This is a genomic window from Streptomyces sp. NPDC048436 (genome assembly GCF_043200355.1).
GTDB lineage: Bacteria > Actinomycetota > Actinomycetes > Streptomycetales > Streptomycetaceae > Streptomyces.
Window position 1 is genome coordinate 220,581 of the sequence record NZ_JBICXP010000006.1, and the last position, 14,788, is coordinate 235,368.

At 70.8% G+C, this 14,788-nt stretch carries 16 protein-coding genes; 6 read left to right on the plus strand and 10 right to left on the minus strand.

All coding sequences use genetic code 11. From position 1 onward, the window contains the following. The first annotated feature begins 55 nt into the window (after window positions 1–55). Window positions 56–1,651 (plus strand): PQQ-binding-like beta-propeller repeat protein, encoded by a 1,596-nt coding sequence (locus ACGFX9_RS22360; protein ID WP_393474593.1) that lies wholly within the window; start codon window positions 56–58, stop codon window positions 1,649–1,651. Window positions 1,652–1,672: 21 nt separating this feature from the next. Here the strand turns inward: ACGFX9_RS22360 and ACGFX9_RS22365 are convergent, their stop codons facing one another. Both ACGFX9_RS22365 and ACGFX9_RS22370 read right to left on the minus strand, forming a co-directional pair. Continuing rightward, window positions 1,673–4,237, minus strand: a complete 2,565-nt coding sequence (locus ACGFX9_RS22365; protein WP_393474596.1) for an ABC transporter permease — start codon at window positions 4,235–4,237, stop codon at window positions 1,673–1,675. Between the two features lie 14 nt (window positions 4,238–4,251). After that, window positions 4,252–5,112: an ABC transporter ATP-binding protein gene (locus ACGFX9_RS22370; protein ID WP_393474598.1), complete on the minus strand. Its 861-nt coding sequence runs from the start codon at window positions 5,110–5,112 to the stop codon at window positions 4,252–4,254. A 222-nt stretch (window positions 5,113–5,334) separates the two neighbouring features. Between ACGFX9_RS22370 and ACGFX9_RS22375 the strand changes: the two genes are divergently transcribed. Next, entirely contained in the window at window positions 5,335–5,562 is a 228-nt protein-coding gene (locus ACGFX9_RS22375; RefSeq protein WP_393474601.1) for an antitoxin, read from the plus strand. Between the two features lie 4 nt (window positions 5,563–5,566). Then, window positions 5,567–5,938, plus strand: coding sequence for a fic family toxin-antitoxin system, toxin component (locus ACGFX9_RS22380; protein ID WP_393474604.1), 372 nt, complete (start codon window positions 5,567–5,569; stop codon window positions 5,936–5,938). A gap of 30 nt (window positions 5,939–5,968) precedes the next feature. Here the strand turns inward: ACGFX9_RS22380 and ACGFX9_RS22385 are convergent, their stop codons facing one another. Next, window positions 5,969–6,319 (minus strand): VOC family protein, encoded by a 351-nt coding sequence (locus ACGFX9_RS22385; protein ID WP_393474606.1) that lies wholly within the window; start codon window positions 6,317–6,319, stop codon window positions 5,969–5,971. A gap of 47 nt (window positions 6,320–6,366) precedes the next feature. On the opposite strand from ACGFX9_RS22385, the gene ACGFX9_RS22390 reads away from it, so the two are divergent. Continuing rightward, window positions 6,367–6,729, plus strand: coding sequence for a VOC family protein (locus ACGFX9_RS22390; RefSeq protein WP_393474608.1), 363 nt, complete (start codon window positions 6,367–6,369; stop codon window positions 6,727–6,729). A 24-nt stretch (window positions 6,730–6,753) separates the two neighbouring features. Here the strand turns inward: ACGFX9_RS22390 and ACGFX9_RS22395 are convergent, their stop codons facing one another. The 4 genes from ACGFX9_RS22395 to bioB all read right to left on the minus strand — a co-directional run bounded on the left by ACGFX9_RS22395 (window position 6,754) and on the right by bioB (window position 10,755). Next, window positions 6,754–7,425, minus strand: a complete 672-nt coding sequence (locus tag ACGFX9_RS22395) for a class I SAM-dependent methyltransferase (RefSeq protein WP_393474611.1) — start codon at window positions 7,423–7,425, stop codon at window positions 6,754–6,756. 118 nt (window positions 7,426–7,543) lie between these two features. Further along, a complete protein-coding gene (gene bioD / locus ACGFX9_RS22400; RefSeq protein WP_393474614.1) occupies window positions 7,544–8,278 on the minus strand; it encodes a dethiobiotin synthase in 735 nt (244 codons plus the stop codon). Between the two features lies 1 nt (window position 8,279). Continuing rightward, complete coding sequence (locus tag ACGFX9_RS22405; protein WP_393474617.1) at window positions 8,280–9,569, minus strand: adenosylmethionine--8-amino-7-oxononanoate transaminase; 1,290 nt, start codon at window positions 9,567–9,569, stop codon at window positions 8,280–8,282. Then, entirely contained in the window at window positions 9,562–10,755 is a 1,194-nt protein-coding gene (bioB, locus tag ACGFX9_RS22410; protein ID WP_393474619.1) for a biotin synthase BioB, read from the minus strand. Before bioB ends, ACGFX9_RS22405 begins: the two co-directional genes overlap by 8 nt. Before the next feature lie 162 nt (window positions 10,756–10,917). Between bioB and ACGFX9_RS22415 the strand changes: the two genes are divergently transcribed. Next, complete coding sequence (locus ACGFX9_RS22415) at window positions 10,918–12,060, plus strand: 8-amino-7-oxononanoate synthase (RefSeq protein WP_393474621.1); 1,143 nt, start codon at window positions 10,918–10,920, stop codon at window positions 12,058–12,060. Here the strand turns inward: ACGFX9_RS22415 and ACGFX9_RS22420 are convergent, their stop codons facing one another. Beyond that, entirely contained in the window at window positions 12,061–12,285 is a 225-nt protein-coding gene (locus tag ACGFX9_RS22420; RefSeq protein WP_393474624.1) for a DUF397 domain-containing protein, read from the minus strand. Window positions 12,286–12,294: 9 nt separating this feature from the next. Then, window positions 12,295–13,155, minus strand: a complete 861-nt coding sequence (locus tag ACGFX9_RS22425) for a helix-turn-helix domain-containing protein (protein WP_393474627.1) — start codon at window positions 13,153–13,155, stop codon at window positions 12,295–12,297. A 270-nt stretch (window positions 13,156–13,425) separates the two neighbouring features. Here ACGFX9_RS22425 and ACGFX9_RS22430 point away from each other — a divergent pair, with 270 nt between their 5' ends. Continuing rightward, entirely contained in the window at window positions 13,426–13,881 is a 456-nt protein-coding gene (locus ACGFX9_RS22430) for an ATP-binding protein (protein WP_393474630.1), read from the plus strand. Here the strand turns inward: ACGFX9_RS22430 and ACGFX9_RS22435 are convergent. Continuing rightward, a complete protein-coding gene (locus tag ACGFX9_RS22435) occupies window positions 13,870–14,781 on the minus strand; it encodes a LysR family transcriptional regulator (RefSeq protein WP_393474633.1) in 912 nt (303 codons plus the stop codon). The genes ACGFX9_RS22430 and ACGFX9_RS22435 overlap by 12 nt on opposite strands. Window positions 14,782–14,788: the final 7 nt, after the last annotated feature.

Consider the following 14,788-nt stretch of genomic DNA (forward strand, 5'->3'; position numbering starts at 1 on the left):
CAGACGCACCGCGACAGAAACCCCCCTACCCGCAAGAACCAGCAGTGGAGACACGATGACGCAGCCAGCGCCGCCCCCCGAGCAGTCCCCGCAGGGCGGTTTCGGCCCGCCCCCGCCCGGAGCCTTCGGCCCGCCCCCGCAAGGCTTCGGCCCGCCCGTCGCCCCGCCGCCCGGCGGCTTCGGCCCACCCCGCCCCCAGCAGCCGATACCGGCGCCGCCGCGGAGACCGGGGGGAGACGGAGGCGGCGGTGGGCGGTCCGGGCGCCGCACCGCCGTCATCGTCTCCGTCGTCGCCGCGCTCGCCCTGATCGTCGGAGGCGGGGTCTGGTACGCCACCTCGTCCGGCGACGGCTCGAAGGACAAGGCCGCGGGCAAGACGGGCGGCGACGGCGCGGCGCCCAAGTACGAGAAGCCCAAGGAGAAGGTGCCGACGGACCCCAAGGCCTTCTTCAAAACCAAGGCCGTGCAGCCCAAGTTGCCGAAGGGGGAGTCCACTTGGAAGGCGAAGGGGGCCTGGCTCACCGACAAGGTGTACGCGAAGGCCTCGGTCGAGGCGATCGTCGGCGTCGACGCGACGTCGGGGAAGCAGCTCTGGCGCCTGCCGAAGCCAGGGGAGTCGTGCGCGGGCTCCCCGGATCTCGGCAAGGACAACATCGCCGTCGTCGTCACGGGGGCCACCGTGCACGACGACAAGGGGTTCAAAGACGCGTGCACCGAGGTCACCGCCTTCGACGTGGACACCGGCGAGAAGCTCTGGACCAAGTCGATCACCGTCGGCTACCAGAAGGAGAAGACGGCGTTCAACCAGGTCACCATCAGCGGTGACACGGCGGCGGTCGGCGGTCTGTACGGCGGCGCGGCGTTCGACCTGCGCAGCGGGAGGATCCTGTGGGAGCCGAAGCAGGGGGAGAAGTGCCACGATGTCGGCTACGGCGGCGGAAAGCGCCTTGTGGCGGTCAACTCCTGCGGTGAGTTCGGCTCGGAGCGCTTCCGGGTCGAGGTCCTGGACCCGAGGACGGGCGCGTCGAAGGTGAGCCACAAGCTCCCCGACGGAGTCACCTCACCCAGTGTGATCTCCGCCGAGCCGGTGGTCGTCGCCGTCGACTCCGGAAAGATCAGCGGTTCGGGTGCGACGGACGTCTTCGCCTTTGACGAGCACAGCAAGCGGCGCACGAGGATCGCGCTGCCCGACGACAAGTACCTGCACGAGTGCGGCACCGCGTCCATCGTCCAGGACTGCCGGGGCATCACGGCGGGCAACGGCAAGCTCTACGTCCCCACCGAACAGCGCGACGAGGCGGACGGCATCTCGTCGACGAACGACATCGTGGTGTTCTCCCTGGCCACCGGGAAGATGACGGGGGAGAAGGTGGAGGCGGGCGACAACTCGCCGATCTTCCCGATCCGCATGGACGGCGGGAACATCCTCGTATACAAGAGCAGCCCGGTCACGCAGGTGGTCTCCCTCGACGGCAGGACGCTGAAGAAGGAGAAGGTGCTGCTGGACGCCACGACCCGGCCCAGCACGCTGTCGCCCCTGCGGTCCGAACTCGTCTTCACCCACAACAAGCTGTTCCTCAGCTCCGATCTGCTCGCCCAGTACTCCGGGAGCAAGGACACGATCATGATGTACGGCTTCGCCGCCAAGTAGGCCGGAGGGCTACGGCGGCGCTCACTCGTGCGCGATGGCGGCCAGCACATTCATGCGCGAGGCACGCAACGCGGGCAGCAGCGCCGCCGCGAGCCCGACGACCACCGATCCGATCAGCACCGCGATCACCGTGGTCCAGGGGATGGCGAACGCCGTCATCCCCTGGAGCGCGAGCACTTGCTGCGCCGCGACGCCCCACACCAGGCCGAGCGCGAGCCCGAGCAGCGCGCCGAACACCGCGATGACCACCGACTCCAGGCGGATCATCCGGCGCAGCTGGCGCCGCGCGAGTCCGATGGCGCGCAGGAGGCCGAGCTCCCGGGTGCGTTCGACGACCGACAGGGCAAGGGTGTTGACCACGCCGAGCACCGCGATGATGATCGCGAGCCCGAGCAGCGCGTAGACGAGATAGAGCATCACGGCGATCTGCCCGCGGATCAGCTCCTTGTAGTCGGCCTGGTCGCGGACCTGCACCTGCGGGTACAGGTCCAAGGTCTTCTCCAGCCGCTCGCGCAGCTGGTCGGAGTCCGTGCCCGGTGCCGCGTTCACGTACACCGCCGAGTCCTGCCCGCCGGGCACGAACTCCTCGGCCGTCTCCATGCCGAAGAAGAGCCCGCCCTCGACGCCGAACCCCTCGGCCCCCGGCTGGTCGGTGAGCGCGCCCACCGTCAGCTCGGTCTTGCGCCCGCCGGGGAACTCCACGGGCAGCTTGGAGCCCACCCGCGCCTTGTGGTCCCGCGCGAAGTCCCGCTGCATGGCGATCCTTCCGGGAGCCAGTGCGCGAGAGGTGTTCCCCGCGACGTACGTCACGCGGGCGACGTCGTCGAGGCGCGGGTCGTAGCCCGCGGCGGTCGTCTCCACGTTCTTGCCGTCCGGCATGGACACCTTCAGGGGAGCGAACCGCTGGCGCACGACGAGGCCGGCGCCCTCGGTGTCCCGCACCTTCTCGGTGACCTCCTTCGAGAACGGGATGAAGTTGCTGTTCTGTACGACGAAGTCGGCGCCCAGCGTCTTGTCGATCTGATCGTCGAACGACTTCGTCATCGACGCGCTCGCCACCGACATGCCGCTCACCAGGGCGAGGCCCACCATCAGCGCGGCTGCCGTGGCGCCCGTGCGGCGCGGATTGCGCAGCGCGTTGCGCTGGCTCATCCGGCCGACCGGGCCGAACAGGGCGGGGAACGCGCCGCCGAGCACCCGGATCACCGGGCGCACGAGCAGCGGCCCCGCGATGACCGTGGCGATCAGCGTGAGGACCAGGCCGAGGCCGAGCAGGGAGGCCGCCGACGAGGTCTTCTCCGCGGTGGCGCAGCCCACGAGCGCGGCGGCGCCCGCCGCTCCGACGACCGAGCCGACCGCCGCACGGATCTTCAACGGCCGCCCCACGCCCGCGATTTCGGCATCGGCAAGCGCCGCCATCGGCGATACCTGCGCGGCCCGGCGCGCCGGAAGGTACGCCGCGACGAATGTGACGCCGACCCCGACGACGTACGAGGCGACGGGAGTCACCCACCCGATGACCATCTCGGTGGACTTCAGGTTCACCCCGAACAGGCCCATGAGCTCGATGAGCCCGGCCGCGAGTCCGATGCCCGCCGCGAGGCCCACCGTCGAGCCGACCACACCGAGCAGGACCGCCTCGGTGAGCACGGAGCGGCGGACCTGCCTGCGGTCGGCGCCGAGCGCGCGCAGCAGGCCAAGTTCGCGGGTGCGCTGCGCGATCAGCATGGAGAAGGTGTTGACGATGAGGAAGATGCCGACCAGGACGGCGATCCCGGCGAAGCCGAGCATCACGTACTTGATGACGTCCAGGAAGCCGCCGAGTTCGGATGCCGCCGACTCGGCCTGCTCGTCGGCGGTCTTGAGGTCGTAGCCGGAGCCGAGTTCGGCGGTGAGGCGGTGCTTGAGCTCGGAGTCGCTCACACCCGCGGTGGCGTCCACGGAGATACCCGTCGCCGCGTCCTTGTCGCCGAGGAGTTCACGCTGGGCGGTCGGGGTGTCCAGGAAGACCAGGGCCGCGCCGGGGTTGGTGGTGGTGAAGGTGACGATGCCGACGATCTTCACCTTGAAGGAGCCGGGCGCGGCGAGCACCGTGAGGGTGTCGCCGATCTTCACGTCCTTCTTGTCGGCGGTGTCGGCGTCGAGCAGCGCCTGGTCCTTGCCGTGCGGTGCGTGCCCGGAGGTGAGTTCGACGGGGCTGCGGTCGGTGATCTGCCAGTTGGTGGCGATGGTGGGGGCGCCGGTGGTGGAGCCCACCGAGTCGTTCTCGCTGTCGACCACCGTGATGTTCTCGACGGCCGCGTCGACCCGGGTCCGTGCGACCCCCTCGACCTTCGCCGCCCGGCCGGCGAGGCTCGCGGGGACCGTCGGCGTCTGCCCCGAGGGGACCGCCTCCTTGAGGTCCTTCTTCGGCTCGACCGTCACATCGGCGGACGTCGAGGCGAAGAGCCGGTCGAAGGTGCGGGCCACGGTGTCCGAGAAGATGAGACTGCCCGCGACGAACGCCACGGAGAGGATCACGGCGAGCGCCGAGAGCAGCAGCCGGCCCTTGTGCGCGAGGAAGCTCCTGAGTGTCGCTTTCAGCATGGCCGCGGACCGCCTCAGTCCTGGCCCGGCGCGGCGGAGCCGTCCGGTGCCCGCTCGTGGTCCGGGGGGCCCGAGCCGTCCGATGTGTCGGAGTGCGGCAGCGCGTGCACGTCGAAGCGCTTGAGACGTTCCAGGACGGACTCCGCCGTCGGGTGCGGCATCTCGTCGACGATCCGGCCGTCCGCGAGGAAGAGCACCAGGTCGGCGTGGGCGGCTGCGCCCGGATCGTGGGTCACCATGACGACCGTCTGCTCCAGGTTGTCGACGGCCTCGCGCAGGAAGCCCAGCACCTCGAGGCCCGCCCGCGAGTCGAGGTTGCCGGTCGGCTCGTCCGCGAAGATCAGCTCGGGGCGCGACGCGAGAGCCCGCGCGCACGCCACGCGCTGCTGCTGGCCGCCGGAGAGCTGGGCGGGCCGGTGCCCCAGACGGTCGCGCAGACCGAGCGTGTCGATGACGTACTCCAGCCACTTCTGGTCGGGGCGCTGACCGGCGATGTCCATCGGCAGCGTGATGTTCTCGGCGGCGTTGAGGGTGGGGATGAGGTTGAAGGACTGGAACATGAACCCGATGCGGTCGCGCCGCAGCTGGGTCAGCTCGCGTTCCCTGAGCCCCGTGATCTCGGTGTCGCCGAGCCACACCTGACCGGCCGAGACCGTGTCGAGCCCGGCGAGCAGGTGCATGAGCGTGGACTTACCCGAACCGGACGGGCCCATGACCGCGGTGAAGTGGCCGCGCGCGATGTCCACGTCGACCGAGTCGAGGGCGAGCACGGTCGTCTCACCGGAGCCGTATGCCTTGGTCAGGCCACGCGCGCGTGCGGCGACCTTGGCGGGCTCGGATCGGTCCGTTGCGGTTGCCGAAGCAGGTGTGGACAAGGCGGCCTCCTGGCTCGCGGATATGCTCGCGGATCTGCCAACTCCCTTGGTCCTGCGCAGAGTAGAGGGTCAGGGCGGGCTGCCGGTATCCCTCCGAGGTCGTGACCCTTAGGCGTGTGTAAGGGGCATCGTCTCCGGTGCCGCCGTCGCGCGCCCTGTGCGCCCTCCCGCGCTCCGATGGCCCCCTTGCTGACGCTAGCGCCCCGGCGCTAGCTTGAGGGCATGGCGAAGACTCAGCTGAACGTGCGGGTGGACGAAGGCACCGCACGGGCCGCGCGAGAGCGTGCGCTGGCCCGCGGGATGAGCGTGAACCGCTACATCGAGGAACTGGTCAGACAGGACGCCGGCGAGGTCGGACACACCTTCGTCGAGGCCGCCGCCGACTTCATGAAGCAGTACGAATCCGTCTTCGCCGAAGAGTTCGGTCCCGAGCGCGAGGGTCGTCGTTGAGCTCTTGAACCTCAGAATCGATCTTGCCTGGCTGTTGATGATCGCCGAACACAAGACGCCCGGAGACCCGCAGGTCACCGACTGGGGAGCCCTGGTGGCCGCCATCAGCCGGCACGAGGCGGAGATATTCGGCACGGCCGTCTACGAGAGCCCGCACGACCGGGCGGCCGCCCTGCTCCAGATCCTCCTGCACATCCCCGCCCTGGAACGCTCCAACGCCCTCTTCGCCTCGTCCGTCGCCTACGCCTACCTGGTCGCCAGCGGCATCAAGGTCGTCACATCGGCCGAGCAGGTCCGCGATCTGGCCCGGCTTGTGAAGGAGGACGGGGCGAGCGTGTACGCCATCGCGGACGAGCTGCGGAAATGGAGCCTGTAGCGGTCCTGCGGGGGCGGGCTTTCCGGCGCCTCACAGCTCGGTGGCCCGTTCGTGGCGCGGCTCGTACAGACCGACCTCGCCGCCGCCCGGCAGTCTGAGGCGGGCGAGGAGGCCCCAGCCCGCGTCGGTGACCTCCTGGGTGAACTCCACGCCCTTGGAGCCCAGTTCGCGCACGGTTCGCTCCACGTCGTCGCACATCAGATAGAGCTCGTGCGACTCCGGCCCCGGGGTGGGATGGACGGCGACCTCGGACGGCGGCAGCTTGAAGATCAGCCAGCCGCCGCCCGCGTCGACATGCGGGTACTCCAGTACGTCCCTGAAGAAGGCCCGGTCGGCCGCGGCGTCGTTGCTGTAAATGATGAGGTGTGCGCCATTGATCATGCGGCGAGGATAGGTTCGGCGCGAGAGCCGCACTTCAGGAGGACGCCATGCCTGCCGCCATCCAGCCGATGATCATCACCCCTGAACTCGACCGCCTGCTCACGTTCTACCAGGAGCTCCTCGGGGCCGATGAAGTGTCGAGGGTGCCGGAGGAAGGCCCCGCGTTCTTCGTGGATCTGCGCATCGGGGACTCGGAACTCGGCGTGGTCTCGGACACGACGGTGCCGCTGGATACGCCGCAGCGGATTCTGCTGAGCGTGGCGGTGGAGGCGGTGGACGACCTCCTCAAGCGGGTGGAATCCCTCGGGGGAGAGGTGCTGGGGCCGGCCACCGATATGCCGTGGGGGCAGCGGGTGGCGCACATCAAGGATCCGGACGGCAACGCGGTGAATCTGACGCAGGCGATCTGAGCGTCTCCGGGGCTTGTCTGCCGCTCAGTCGCTCTCCGGTCGTCGGGCCGTGCCGAGGACGCAGTACGAGCTGGGTAGCCGTGGTCCCTTGGCGGGCACCAACAGGCTTCGGTACGAGCCGAGTTCGAACCCCGCCTCGCGCAGGGCGCCGATCGTGTCCCGGCCGACGTGACAGCCGCCGAAGAGCAGCGGCCAGACCGTGTGGTCGAGGGCGCGCTGTGCGGCCCTCATCGCCGAGCCCGGCGCCACACCGTGCTCGAAGAAGCGCAGCTCGCCGCCGGGCCGCAGGACGCGCCGCAGCTCGCTGAGGGCGCGGGGCACGTCGCGCACGCTGCAGAGCACCAGGGAGGCCACGGCGCCGTCGAAGGCCTCGCTCTTGACGGGCAGGGCCTCGGCGGCGCCGGGCACGACGTCTACGGGCACGTCGGCCCGCACGGCCGCCGACGCGGCCAGCTGCCGCAGGATGCGCTCCGGTTCGATGGCCACGACTTCGGAGACCGCTGCCGGGTAGTAGGCGAAGTTCAGCCCGTTTCCCGCGCCGACCTCGATCACCCGACCGGAGAGCCCGGCGAGCAGTTCCTTGCGGTGCGCGCTGATCACGCGCTCGGCGGCCACGCTCTGGCGGGCGTAGAAACGGGCGAAAACGGGGTGGTGCACGGCGTCCCTGGACGCGGCCTTGGCGGAGCGAGGTGACATGGGCCCTCCTCGACGGGGCGAGCGGTTACCGCAATGGTGCCCTGGCACGGTCGGTTTCCCCCATGCCGACGCGGACGAACCACCCGCCGGTCACTCCCCGCCCGCAAAGGCCCCGCCCTCAGCTCCGCGCCCCCTCCGGCCCCTCCCGCCCCCCGAACGCCTCGCTGTTCCATACGCCCCCCAGCTCCGGGCCCATCCAACTCCCGGCCCGGGAGCGGAAATCGGCCGGGGACAGAGCGCCCGAACCCTCCGGGATCGCGCCGAGCAGCTGTGTGCCCGCCGCCTTGGGGAGGTCCGCCAGATTGCAGCGGGAAGCCAGGTCGGGGGTGCTCGGCCAGCAGCCGATCACGACGCCCAGGGGAGTGAGGCCGCGCGCGCGTAGTGCTTCGGACGTCAGCGTTGTCGTGTTGAGTGTGCCAAGGCCCGCCGACGCGACCACCAGGACCGGCGCCCCGAGCAGGCGCGCCGCGTCGGCGAGGGTGGTGCCCTCGTCGTCGTAGCGGACCAGCAGGCCGCCCGCGCCCTCCACCAGGACCAGATCGTGCGACGCGGCCAACTTGGTGGCCGCCTCGGCCACTTCGTGGGCGCGTACCTGCGCCATGCCCGCCCGCCGCGCCGCGGTGTCCGGTGCCAACGGCTCCGGGAAGCGGGCCAGTTCGAGCGTGGTGATCGCCTCGCCCGCCAGGCGCGTCACCTCCCCCGCGTCGCCCGGCTCACCAGGCGCCACCCCCGTCTGCGCGGGCTTCAGCATCGCGACACTGCGCCCCTGCGCCAGCGCGAGGGCCGCGACCGCGGCCGTCGTCACCGTCTTGCCGATCTCGGTGCCCGTCCCCGACACCACGATGACCGTCATCTCAGCCCTCCTTCGCCGCCGCGCACACCGCGCGCCCGATCCGTGCCACGTCGTCGTCGCTCGTGACGAACGGCGGCATCGTGTAGATGAGGTCGCGGAACGGCCGCACCCACACCCCCTCGCGCGTCGCGGCGCGGGTGGCCGCTGCCATGTCCACGTCGTGGTCCAGTTGCACGACGCCGATCGCGCCGAGCACCCGTACGTCCCGTACGCCCGGCAGCGCGGACGCCTCGGCCAGCGTGCCGCGCAGGCCTGCCTCGATGCGCTTGACCTCGGTCTGCCAGTCCTGCCCGAGCAGCAGCTCGATCGAGGCGCAGGCCACCGCGGCGGCGAGCGGATTGCCCATGAACGTCGGGCCGTGGGCAAGGACCGGCACCTCGCCCCGCGAGATGCCGTCCGCGACCCGTGGCGTGCACAGCGTCGCCGCCATCGTCAGATAGCCGCCGGTCAGCGCCTTGCCCACGCACATCACATCGGGGGTGACACCCGCGTGGTCCGCGGCGAAGAGCCTTCCCGTGCGGCCGAACCCGGTGGCGATCTCGTCGAACACGAGCAGCACGTCGTGTTCGTCGCACGCCTCCCGCAGCACCCGCAGATAGGCGGGGGAGTGGAACCGCATCCCGCCCGCGCCCTGCACCACGGGCTCCACGATCACGGCCGCGAGCTCGTCGGCGTGGCGCCCGATCAGCTCCCGGAGGTGCTCGGCGTACGCGTCGTCGTACGCCTCGTAGCCCGCCGGCGGCGCGTCCGCGAACAGCTGCTCGGGCAGCACCCCTTGCCACAGCTCGTGCATGCCGCCCTCGGGGTCGCACACCGACATCGGCTGCCACGTGTCCCCGTGGTAGCCGCCCCGCCAGGTCAGCATCCGCCGCTTGGCCGGGCGGCCGAGCGAGCGCCAGTGCTGCAGGCACATCTTGACCGCGACCTCGACCGACACCGAGCCGGAGTCCGCGAGGAAGACGTGCTCAAGTCCTTGGGGCGACATGTCGACCAGGTGCTTCGCCAGGCGGACCGCGGGCTCATGGGTGAGCCCGCCGAACATGACATGGCTCATCCGGTCGAGCTGGCCGCGTACGGCGTCGTTGAGGACGGGGTGGTTGTAGCCGTGGATCGCCGACCACCAGGACGACATGCCGTCGATCAACTCGCCCCCGCCGTCGGCGAGGCGGAGCCTTACACCGCTCGCCGACTCGACGACGAGGGGCTCCTGCCGGCCGGGCATGGGACCGTACGGATGCCACACATGGCGCCGGTCGAGGTCGAGAAGTTCGGGGACGGAGAGGTCAGGCATTGGGTGCCAGATCCGTTCCCGCGCCCCGGCGGCGTACCGCCACCAGATCCGTACGCGCCTCGGACGTCTCGGCGGCCGAGGTCTCCGCGCCCTCGGCAGGTGCGGACGAACCGCACGGCCCGCACCCGCCCCCGCCGTCCCCATGCGACCCGCACCCCGGCCCCGCCGCCGCGAGCGCGTCCGCGCGGTGCTCCGGCAGCGTCACGGTGTCCGCGCCCTCGACCTCGAAACCGGCGTCCGCGATCATGTCCAGGTCGGTCTTGCCCGCCTGGCCCTCGCTGGTCAGATAGTCGCCGAGGAAGATCGAGTTGGCGAGGTGCAGCGCCAGCGGCTGCATGCTGCGCAGATGTACCTCGCGCCCGCCCGCGATGCGGACCTCCACGTCGGGGCAGACGAAGCGGACCATCGCGAGGATGCGCAGACAGCGCTGCGGGGTGAGGTTCCACTCCTTGGCCAGGGGCGTGCCCTCGAAGGGGATCAGGAAGTTCACCGGCACCGAGTCGGGGTCCAGGTCGCGCAGCGCGAAGACCACGTCCACCAGGTCGTCATCCGTCTCGCCCATGCCCGCGATCAGACCCGAGCAGGCGGAGAGACCCGCGGCCTGCGCCTGCTGCACCGTGTCCACGCGGTCGGCGTAGGTGTGGGTCGTGGTGATCTGTCCGTACGTCCCCTCGGACGTATTGAGGTTGTGGTTGTACGCGTCCGCGCCCGCTGTGCGCAGTTTGTCCGCCTGTCCGGCGGAGAGCAGCCCGAGGCACGCGCAGACCTCGACGTCCTCGTTCTGTTCTTTGATCGCCTCGATGGTCTGCGAGACCCGGTCGACGTCGCGGTCCGTGGGACCCCGGCCGCTGGCGACCAGGCAGACCCGCTTCGCGCCGCCCGCCACTCCGGCCGCCGCGGCCTGCGAGGCCTCGTCGGGCTTCAGCCAGGTGTACTTGAGGATCCCGGCCGTCGAGCCGAGACGCTGCGAACAGTACGAGCAGTCCTCGGGGCAGAGACCCGACTTGAGATTGACCAGATAGTTGAGTTTCACCCGCCGCCCGAACCACTGCCGCCGTACCTTCCCGGCGGCGGCAACCACGTCGAGAAGCTCGTCGTCGGAGGTGGCCAGCACGGCCAGCGCCTCTTCACGGGTCGGCAGCTCGCGCCGAAGCCCCTTGTCCACCAGCGTGTTCAGCAGATCCATGGCGCTGATCCTTACGCACGACAGGCTCCCTTTCCAAGGAGACTTCGCACAACAGAAACGCTGAGAGGTGTGGGTATTGCCACATCCTGGCCCGGTGGCCGGACGGCTAGGGTCTGTGCACTGTCTACAAACCGGCCAGTGATCACGACCCGGAGGAATCCCATGGCGAGCTCGCCGTTCGACTGGATCGACGAGCAGGCGACCCTGCGTGCCCGGGCCGGACTCGCCCGCACCCTGCGCCCCCGCCCGGCCGACGCGGGCGGCCTCCTGGACCTGGCGAGCAACGACTATCTGGGCCTGGCCAGGCACCCCGAGATCACCGAGGGCGCGGCGGCGGCGGCCCGGCGCTGGGGCGGCGGGGCGACCGGCTCCCGCCTGGTGACGGGCTCCACCGAGCTGCACGCGGACCTTGAGCGCGAACTCGCCGCGTTCTGCGGCTTCGAGTCGGCCCTCGTCCTGTCCTCCGGTTACGCCGCGAACCTCGCGGCCGTCACCGCGCTCGCCCCGCACGGCTCGCTGATCGTCTCGGACGCGGGCAACCACGCCTCGCTGATCGACGGCTGCCGTCTCGCGCGCGGCGTTACGCAGGTGGTGCCGCACGCCGACCCCGAAGCGGTCCGCAAGACGCTCGACGGCCACACGGGCCCTGCGGTCGTCGTCTCCGACACCGTCTTCTCGGTCGACGGCGACGCGGCTCCGCTGGCCGAACTCGCCTCCGTATGCGAGGAGTCCGGCGCCGGGCTCATCGTCGACGACGCCCATGGACTCGGCGTCCTCGGCGACGGCGGACGGGGCGCCCCGCAGGCGGCCGGCCTGGCGGGCGCCGCCCACACCGTGGCCACGGTCACCCTGTCGAAGTCCTTCGGCAGCCAGGGCGGCGCGGTCCTCGGCCCCGCCAAGGTCATCGATCATCTGGTCAACACGGCCCGCACCTTCATCTTCGACACGGGCCTCGCGCCCGCCGCCGCGGGCGCGGCACTCGCCGCGCTGCGGCTGCTGCGCAGGGAGCCCGAGCGCGCCGCACGGGCCCGCGCGGTCGCCACCCAGCTGCATGAACGCCTCACCGCGGAAGGTCTCGCGTCGGTACGCCCCGACGCCGCCGTCGTCTCCGTGCGCGCACCGTCACCGGAGGCGGCCGTGCGGTGGGCCGCCGACTGCCGCGAGGCGGGACTCGCCGTCGGCTGCTTCCGTCCGCCGTCGGTGCCGGACGGCATCTCCCGGCTGCGGCTGACCGCCCGGGCGGATCTGAGCGACGCGCGCATCGCCGACGCCGTACGAGTGATCAGCCGCACCGCACCCCGGTAGTCAGCGAAGGCCGTGGACGAAGGCCTCCCATGTGGTGGGCGAGAAGAGCAGGGCGGGCCCTGCCGTGTTCTTCGAATCGCGTACGGCGACGAGCCCCGATGTCTGCCCTGATGTGAGCGGGGCCGTCTCCACGCAGTTGTTCATTCCGTTGCTGCGGCTGCTGCGGTGCCACCGCGCTCCGTGCAGGGACGTGCTGGAAGGTACGTGCCGAAGGAGTGCAGTCATGGTGCCCCCTTACACGCCGTCACCGATCCCGGCGATGTGATCCGTTGATTCCTCGGGTGAGAGTGCCTTTCTCTGAAGGGAGTTGAAGGCTTCCGTATAGGCCCGGAGGTCCTCTCTCCGTTCGAGGTAGAGGCTACTCGTCAAGTGGTCGAGAACAACCACATCCAGATCAGAGATGTTCGGAAAGGAGAAGATAACGAAAGGGCCGATGAGGCCGACATGCTCTCCGGCGGAGAACGGCAGCACCTGAAGCCGCACATGGGGCAACTGCGCGGATTCCAGTAACCGTTTCAACTGACCGGTGAGTACCTGGCTCCCGCCCACAGGCCGGTGCAGCACCGCCTCGTCCAGGATCACGCTCAGCCGCAGCGGCGGCGCCGCGCGCAGCACGTCCTGGCGGGCCAGACGCACCTCCACCAGCGCGTCCACCTGCTCCTGTGGCAGCCCGTCGAGGGCGGCCCGCGTCACCGCACGCGCGTAGTCCGGCGTCTGCAGCAGGCCGGGAACGACGGTGGTCTCCAGGGTGCGCATCCGGCAGGCCTGTGATTCGAGGCTGATGAAATCGCGGTAGGCGGGCGGCAGCAGCTCGCGATAGGCGTGCCACCAGTGGCGGTGACCGCCGTCGTCCTCCGAGCCCGCCAACGCCACCAGCAACTGGCGCAGTTGCGGGTCCGCCACCTCGTACGCCTCGAGCAGCAGGCGTACGTCGGCCGCCTTGACGCCGCTACGTCCCGTCTCGATCCGGCTCACCTTCGACTGATGCCAGCCGACCCGGCTCGCCGCCTGGCCACTGGTGAGCCCCGCGAGCGTGCGCAGCGCGCGCAGTTCCGTGCCGAGTTTGCGACGGCGCACCGCGGGGCCGTACCGCATGTCCGTCTCCTTCCCGACGGAGCCCTTTTCCGGGCCCTTCCAGGACTTTCCCCGGCGACAGTAGAGGAAGTGCCGGCCTCCCGCCCAAATACGTTCTGCCGTAGCAGAGTTCACCGCTTCGAGCGACAGATATATGCACATCTCGGTGGATCGCCACCCGTGAGGGACCCAGGAGTGGCAGGCTGGCGCGAAGCACCAGTCCGGGGCTGTTCCTCGTCTCCTCCGCCACGCGTCGGAGTCCAGCCCCGGTGGGAAAGGGACAGCGTCGCCATGGCAGACCTTCAGGAAGCATCCGTCACCCTGCCGAGCGATCCTGCCTCGGTCTCCGCGGCCCGGAAATTCGTGTCGACCGTCCTCACCGGGTGGGGACAGCCGGCCGACACCGAAGTGGCCGACACGCTCAGGCTCATCGTCTCCGAACTCGCCACGAACGCCGTCCAGCACACCCGCGGTGAGTCGCCCACGTTCACGGTGGAGATCGAACTCGACCGGGACGAGCAGCTGCGCATCGGCGTCACCGACAGCCATCCCCGCTATCCCAAGCGGCTGCCCGCCGCCGTCCAGCAGGACAACGGCCGTGGCATGGTGATCATCCGCTGGCTGACCCTGGAGTGCGGCGGCAGACTGTCGGTCACGCCCACGGACGAGGGCGGCAAGACGGTCTGGATCGCACTGCCGTGGACCGCGCCGGTCCGGGGCGAGACACCCTCGCACTCACACCGCTGAGCGTCCGAAGGCCCCCCGGAGCAGGGCACGGAAGGTGTCAGCCGCGGGGTGCGACTCGTCGCCGCGGTGGACGACCGAGATCGTACGGCGCAGATTCCCCGGCTCCAGCGGCCGCACGCCCACCGGGGTGGCCGCCGTCCGCGCCACCATCTCCGGTACGACGGCGACGCCGAGCCCGGCGCTGACCAGCGCGCACACCAGCGCGTACCCCGGAGTCTCGACGAGGACCGAGGCAGTGGCCCCGGCCCGGACGAGCGCGGACTCCACTCCCTGCCGGGGCGGATGCGTCGGCGCCATGCTGATCAGCGGCTGCCCGGCGAGCTCGCTCAGCGGCAGCCGCGACGAGGCGCCCGCGAGCGCGTGGCCGGGCGAGGTGACCAGGACCAACTCCTCGACCAGGACCGGCTCGGCGGTCACGGAAGCGGGCAGCGGCACCGGGTCCGCGGGCTCGTAGGTGTGCGTGAGGGCCAGGTCGACCTCGCCCGCCGCCACGGCCGCGACGCCGAGCGGCGGCTCATAGCCCCGGACCGTCAGCTCGATGTCCGGATGGGCGCGCCGGAACGCGGTCAGGGCGGGCGGCATCAGATGGATGCCGGCCGTGGTGAAGGTGCCCACGCGCAGTCTGCCGCCGGTCAGGCCCGTCAGCTGGGCCAGTTCGTGACGGGCCCGCTCCATCTCGTCCAGGACCCGGCGCGCCCGCGCGAGGAGCAGCTCGCCCGCGCCGGTCAGCCGCGCACCGCGGTGATGCCGGACCAGGAGCGCGGTGCCCGCCTCCCGTTCGAGCTTGGCCAGCTGCTGGGAGAGTGCGGGGACGGTGTAGCCGAGGCGCTCGGCTGCGCGGGTGATCGACCCGGCCTCGGAGACCGCCACCAGTGCGGCGAGCCGCGTCGGGTCGTACATGGTGTCT

Excerpts from the sequence above, each read along its gene's own strand:
- ACGFX9_RS22360 (WP_393474593.1), top strand. The coding sequence starts at position 56 with ATGACGCAGCCAGCGCCGCCCCCCGAGCAGTCCCCGCAGGGCGGTTTC.
- ACGFX9_RS22365 (WP_393474596.1), bottom strand. The coding sequence starts at position 4,237 with ATGCTGAAAGCGACACTCAGGAGCTTCCTCGCGCACAAGGGCCGGCTG.
- ACGFX9_RS22375 (WP_393474601.1), top strand. The coding sequence starts at position 5,335 with ATGGCGAAGACTCAGCTGAACGTGCGGGTGGACGAAGGCACCGCACGG.
- ACGFX9_RS22385 (WP_393474606.1), bottom strand. The coding sequence starts at position 6,319 with ATGATCAATGGCGCACACCTCATCATTTACAGCAACGACGCCGCGGCC.
- ACGFX9_RS22390 (WP_393474608.1), top strand. The coding sequence starts at position 6,367 with ATGCCTGCCGCCATCCAGCCGATGATCATCACCCCTGAACTCGACCGC.
- ACGFX9_RS22395 (WP_393474611.1), bottom strand. The coding sequence starts at position 7,425 with ATGTCACCTCGCTCCGCCAAGGCCGCGTCCAGGGACGCCGTGCACCAC.
- bioD (WP_393474614.1), bottom strand. The coding sequence starts at position 8,278 with ATGACGGTCATCGTGGTGTCGGGGACGGGCACCGAGATCGGCAAGACG.
- ACGFX9_RS22405 (WP_393474617.1), bottom strand. The coding sequence starts at position 9,569 with ATGCCTGACCTCTCCGTCCCCGAACTTCTCGACCTCGACCGGCGCCAT.
- bioB (WP_393474619.1), bottom strand. The coding sequence starts at position 10,755 with ATGGATCTGCTGAACACGCTGGTGGACAAGGGGCTTCGGCGCGAGCTG.
- ACGFX9_RS22415 (WP_393474621.1), top strand. The coding sequence starts at position 10,918 with ATGGCGAGCTCGCCGTTCGACTGGATCGACGAGCAGGCGACCCTGCGT.
- ACGFX9_RS22420 (WP_393474624.1), bottom strand. The coding sequence starts at position 12,285 with ATGACTGCACTCCTTCGGCACGTACCTTCCAGCACGTCCCTGCACGGA.
- ACGFX9_RS22425 (WP_393474627.1), bottom strand. The coding sequence starts at position 13,155 with ATGCGGTACGGCCCCGCGGTGCGCCGTCGCAAACTCGGCACGGAACTG.
- ACGFX9_RS22430 (WP_393474630.1), top strand. The coding sequence starts at position 13,426 with ATGGCAGACCTTCAGGAAGCATCCGTCACCCTGCCGAGCGATCCTGCC.
- ACGFX9_RS22435 (WP_393474633.1), bottom strand. The coding sequence starts at position 14,781 with ATGTACGACCCGACGCGGCTCGCCGCACTGGTGGCGGTCTCCGAGGCC.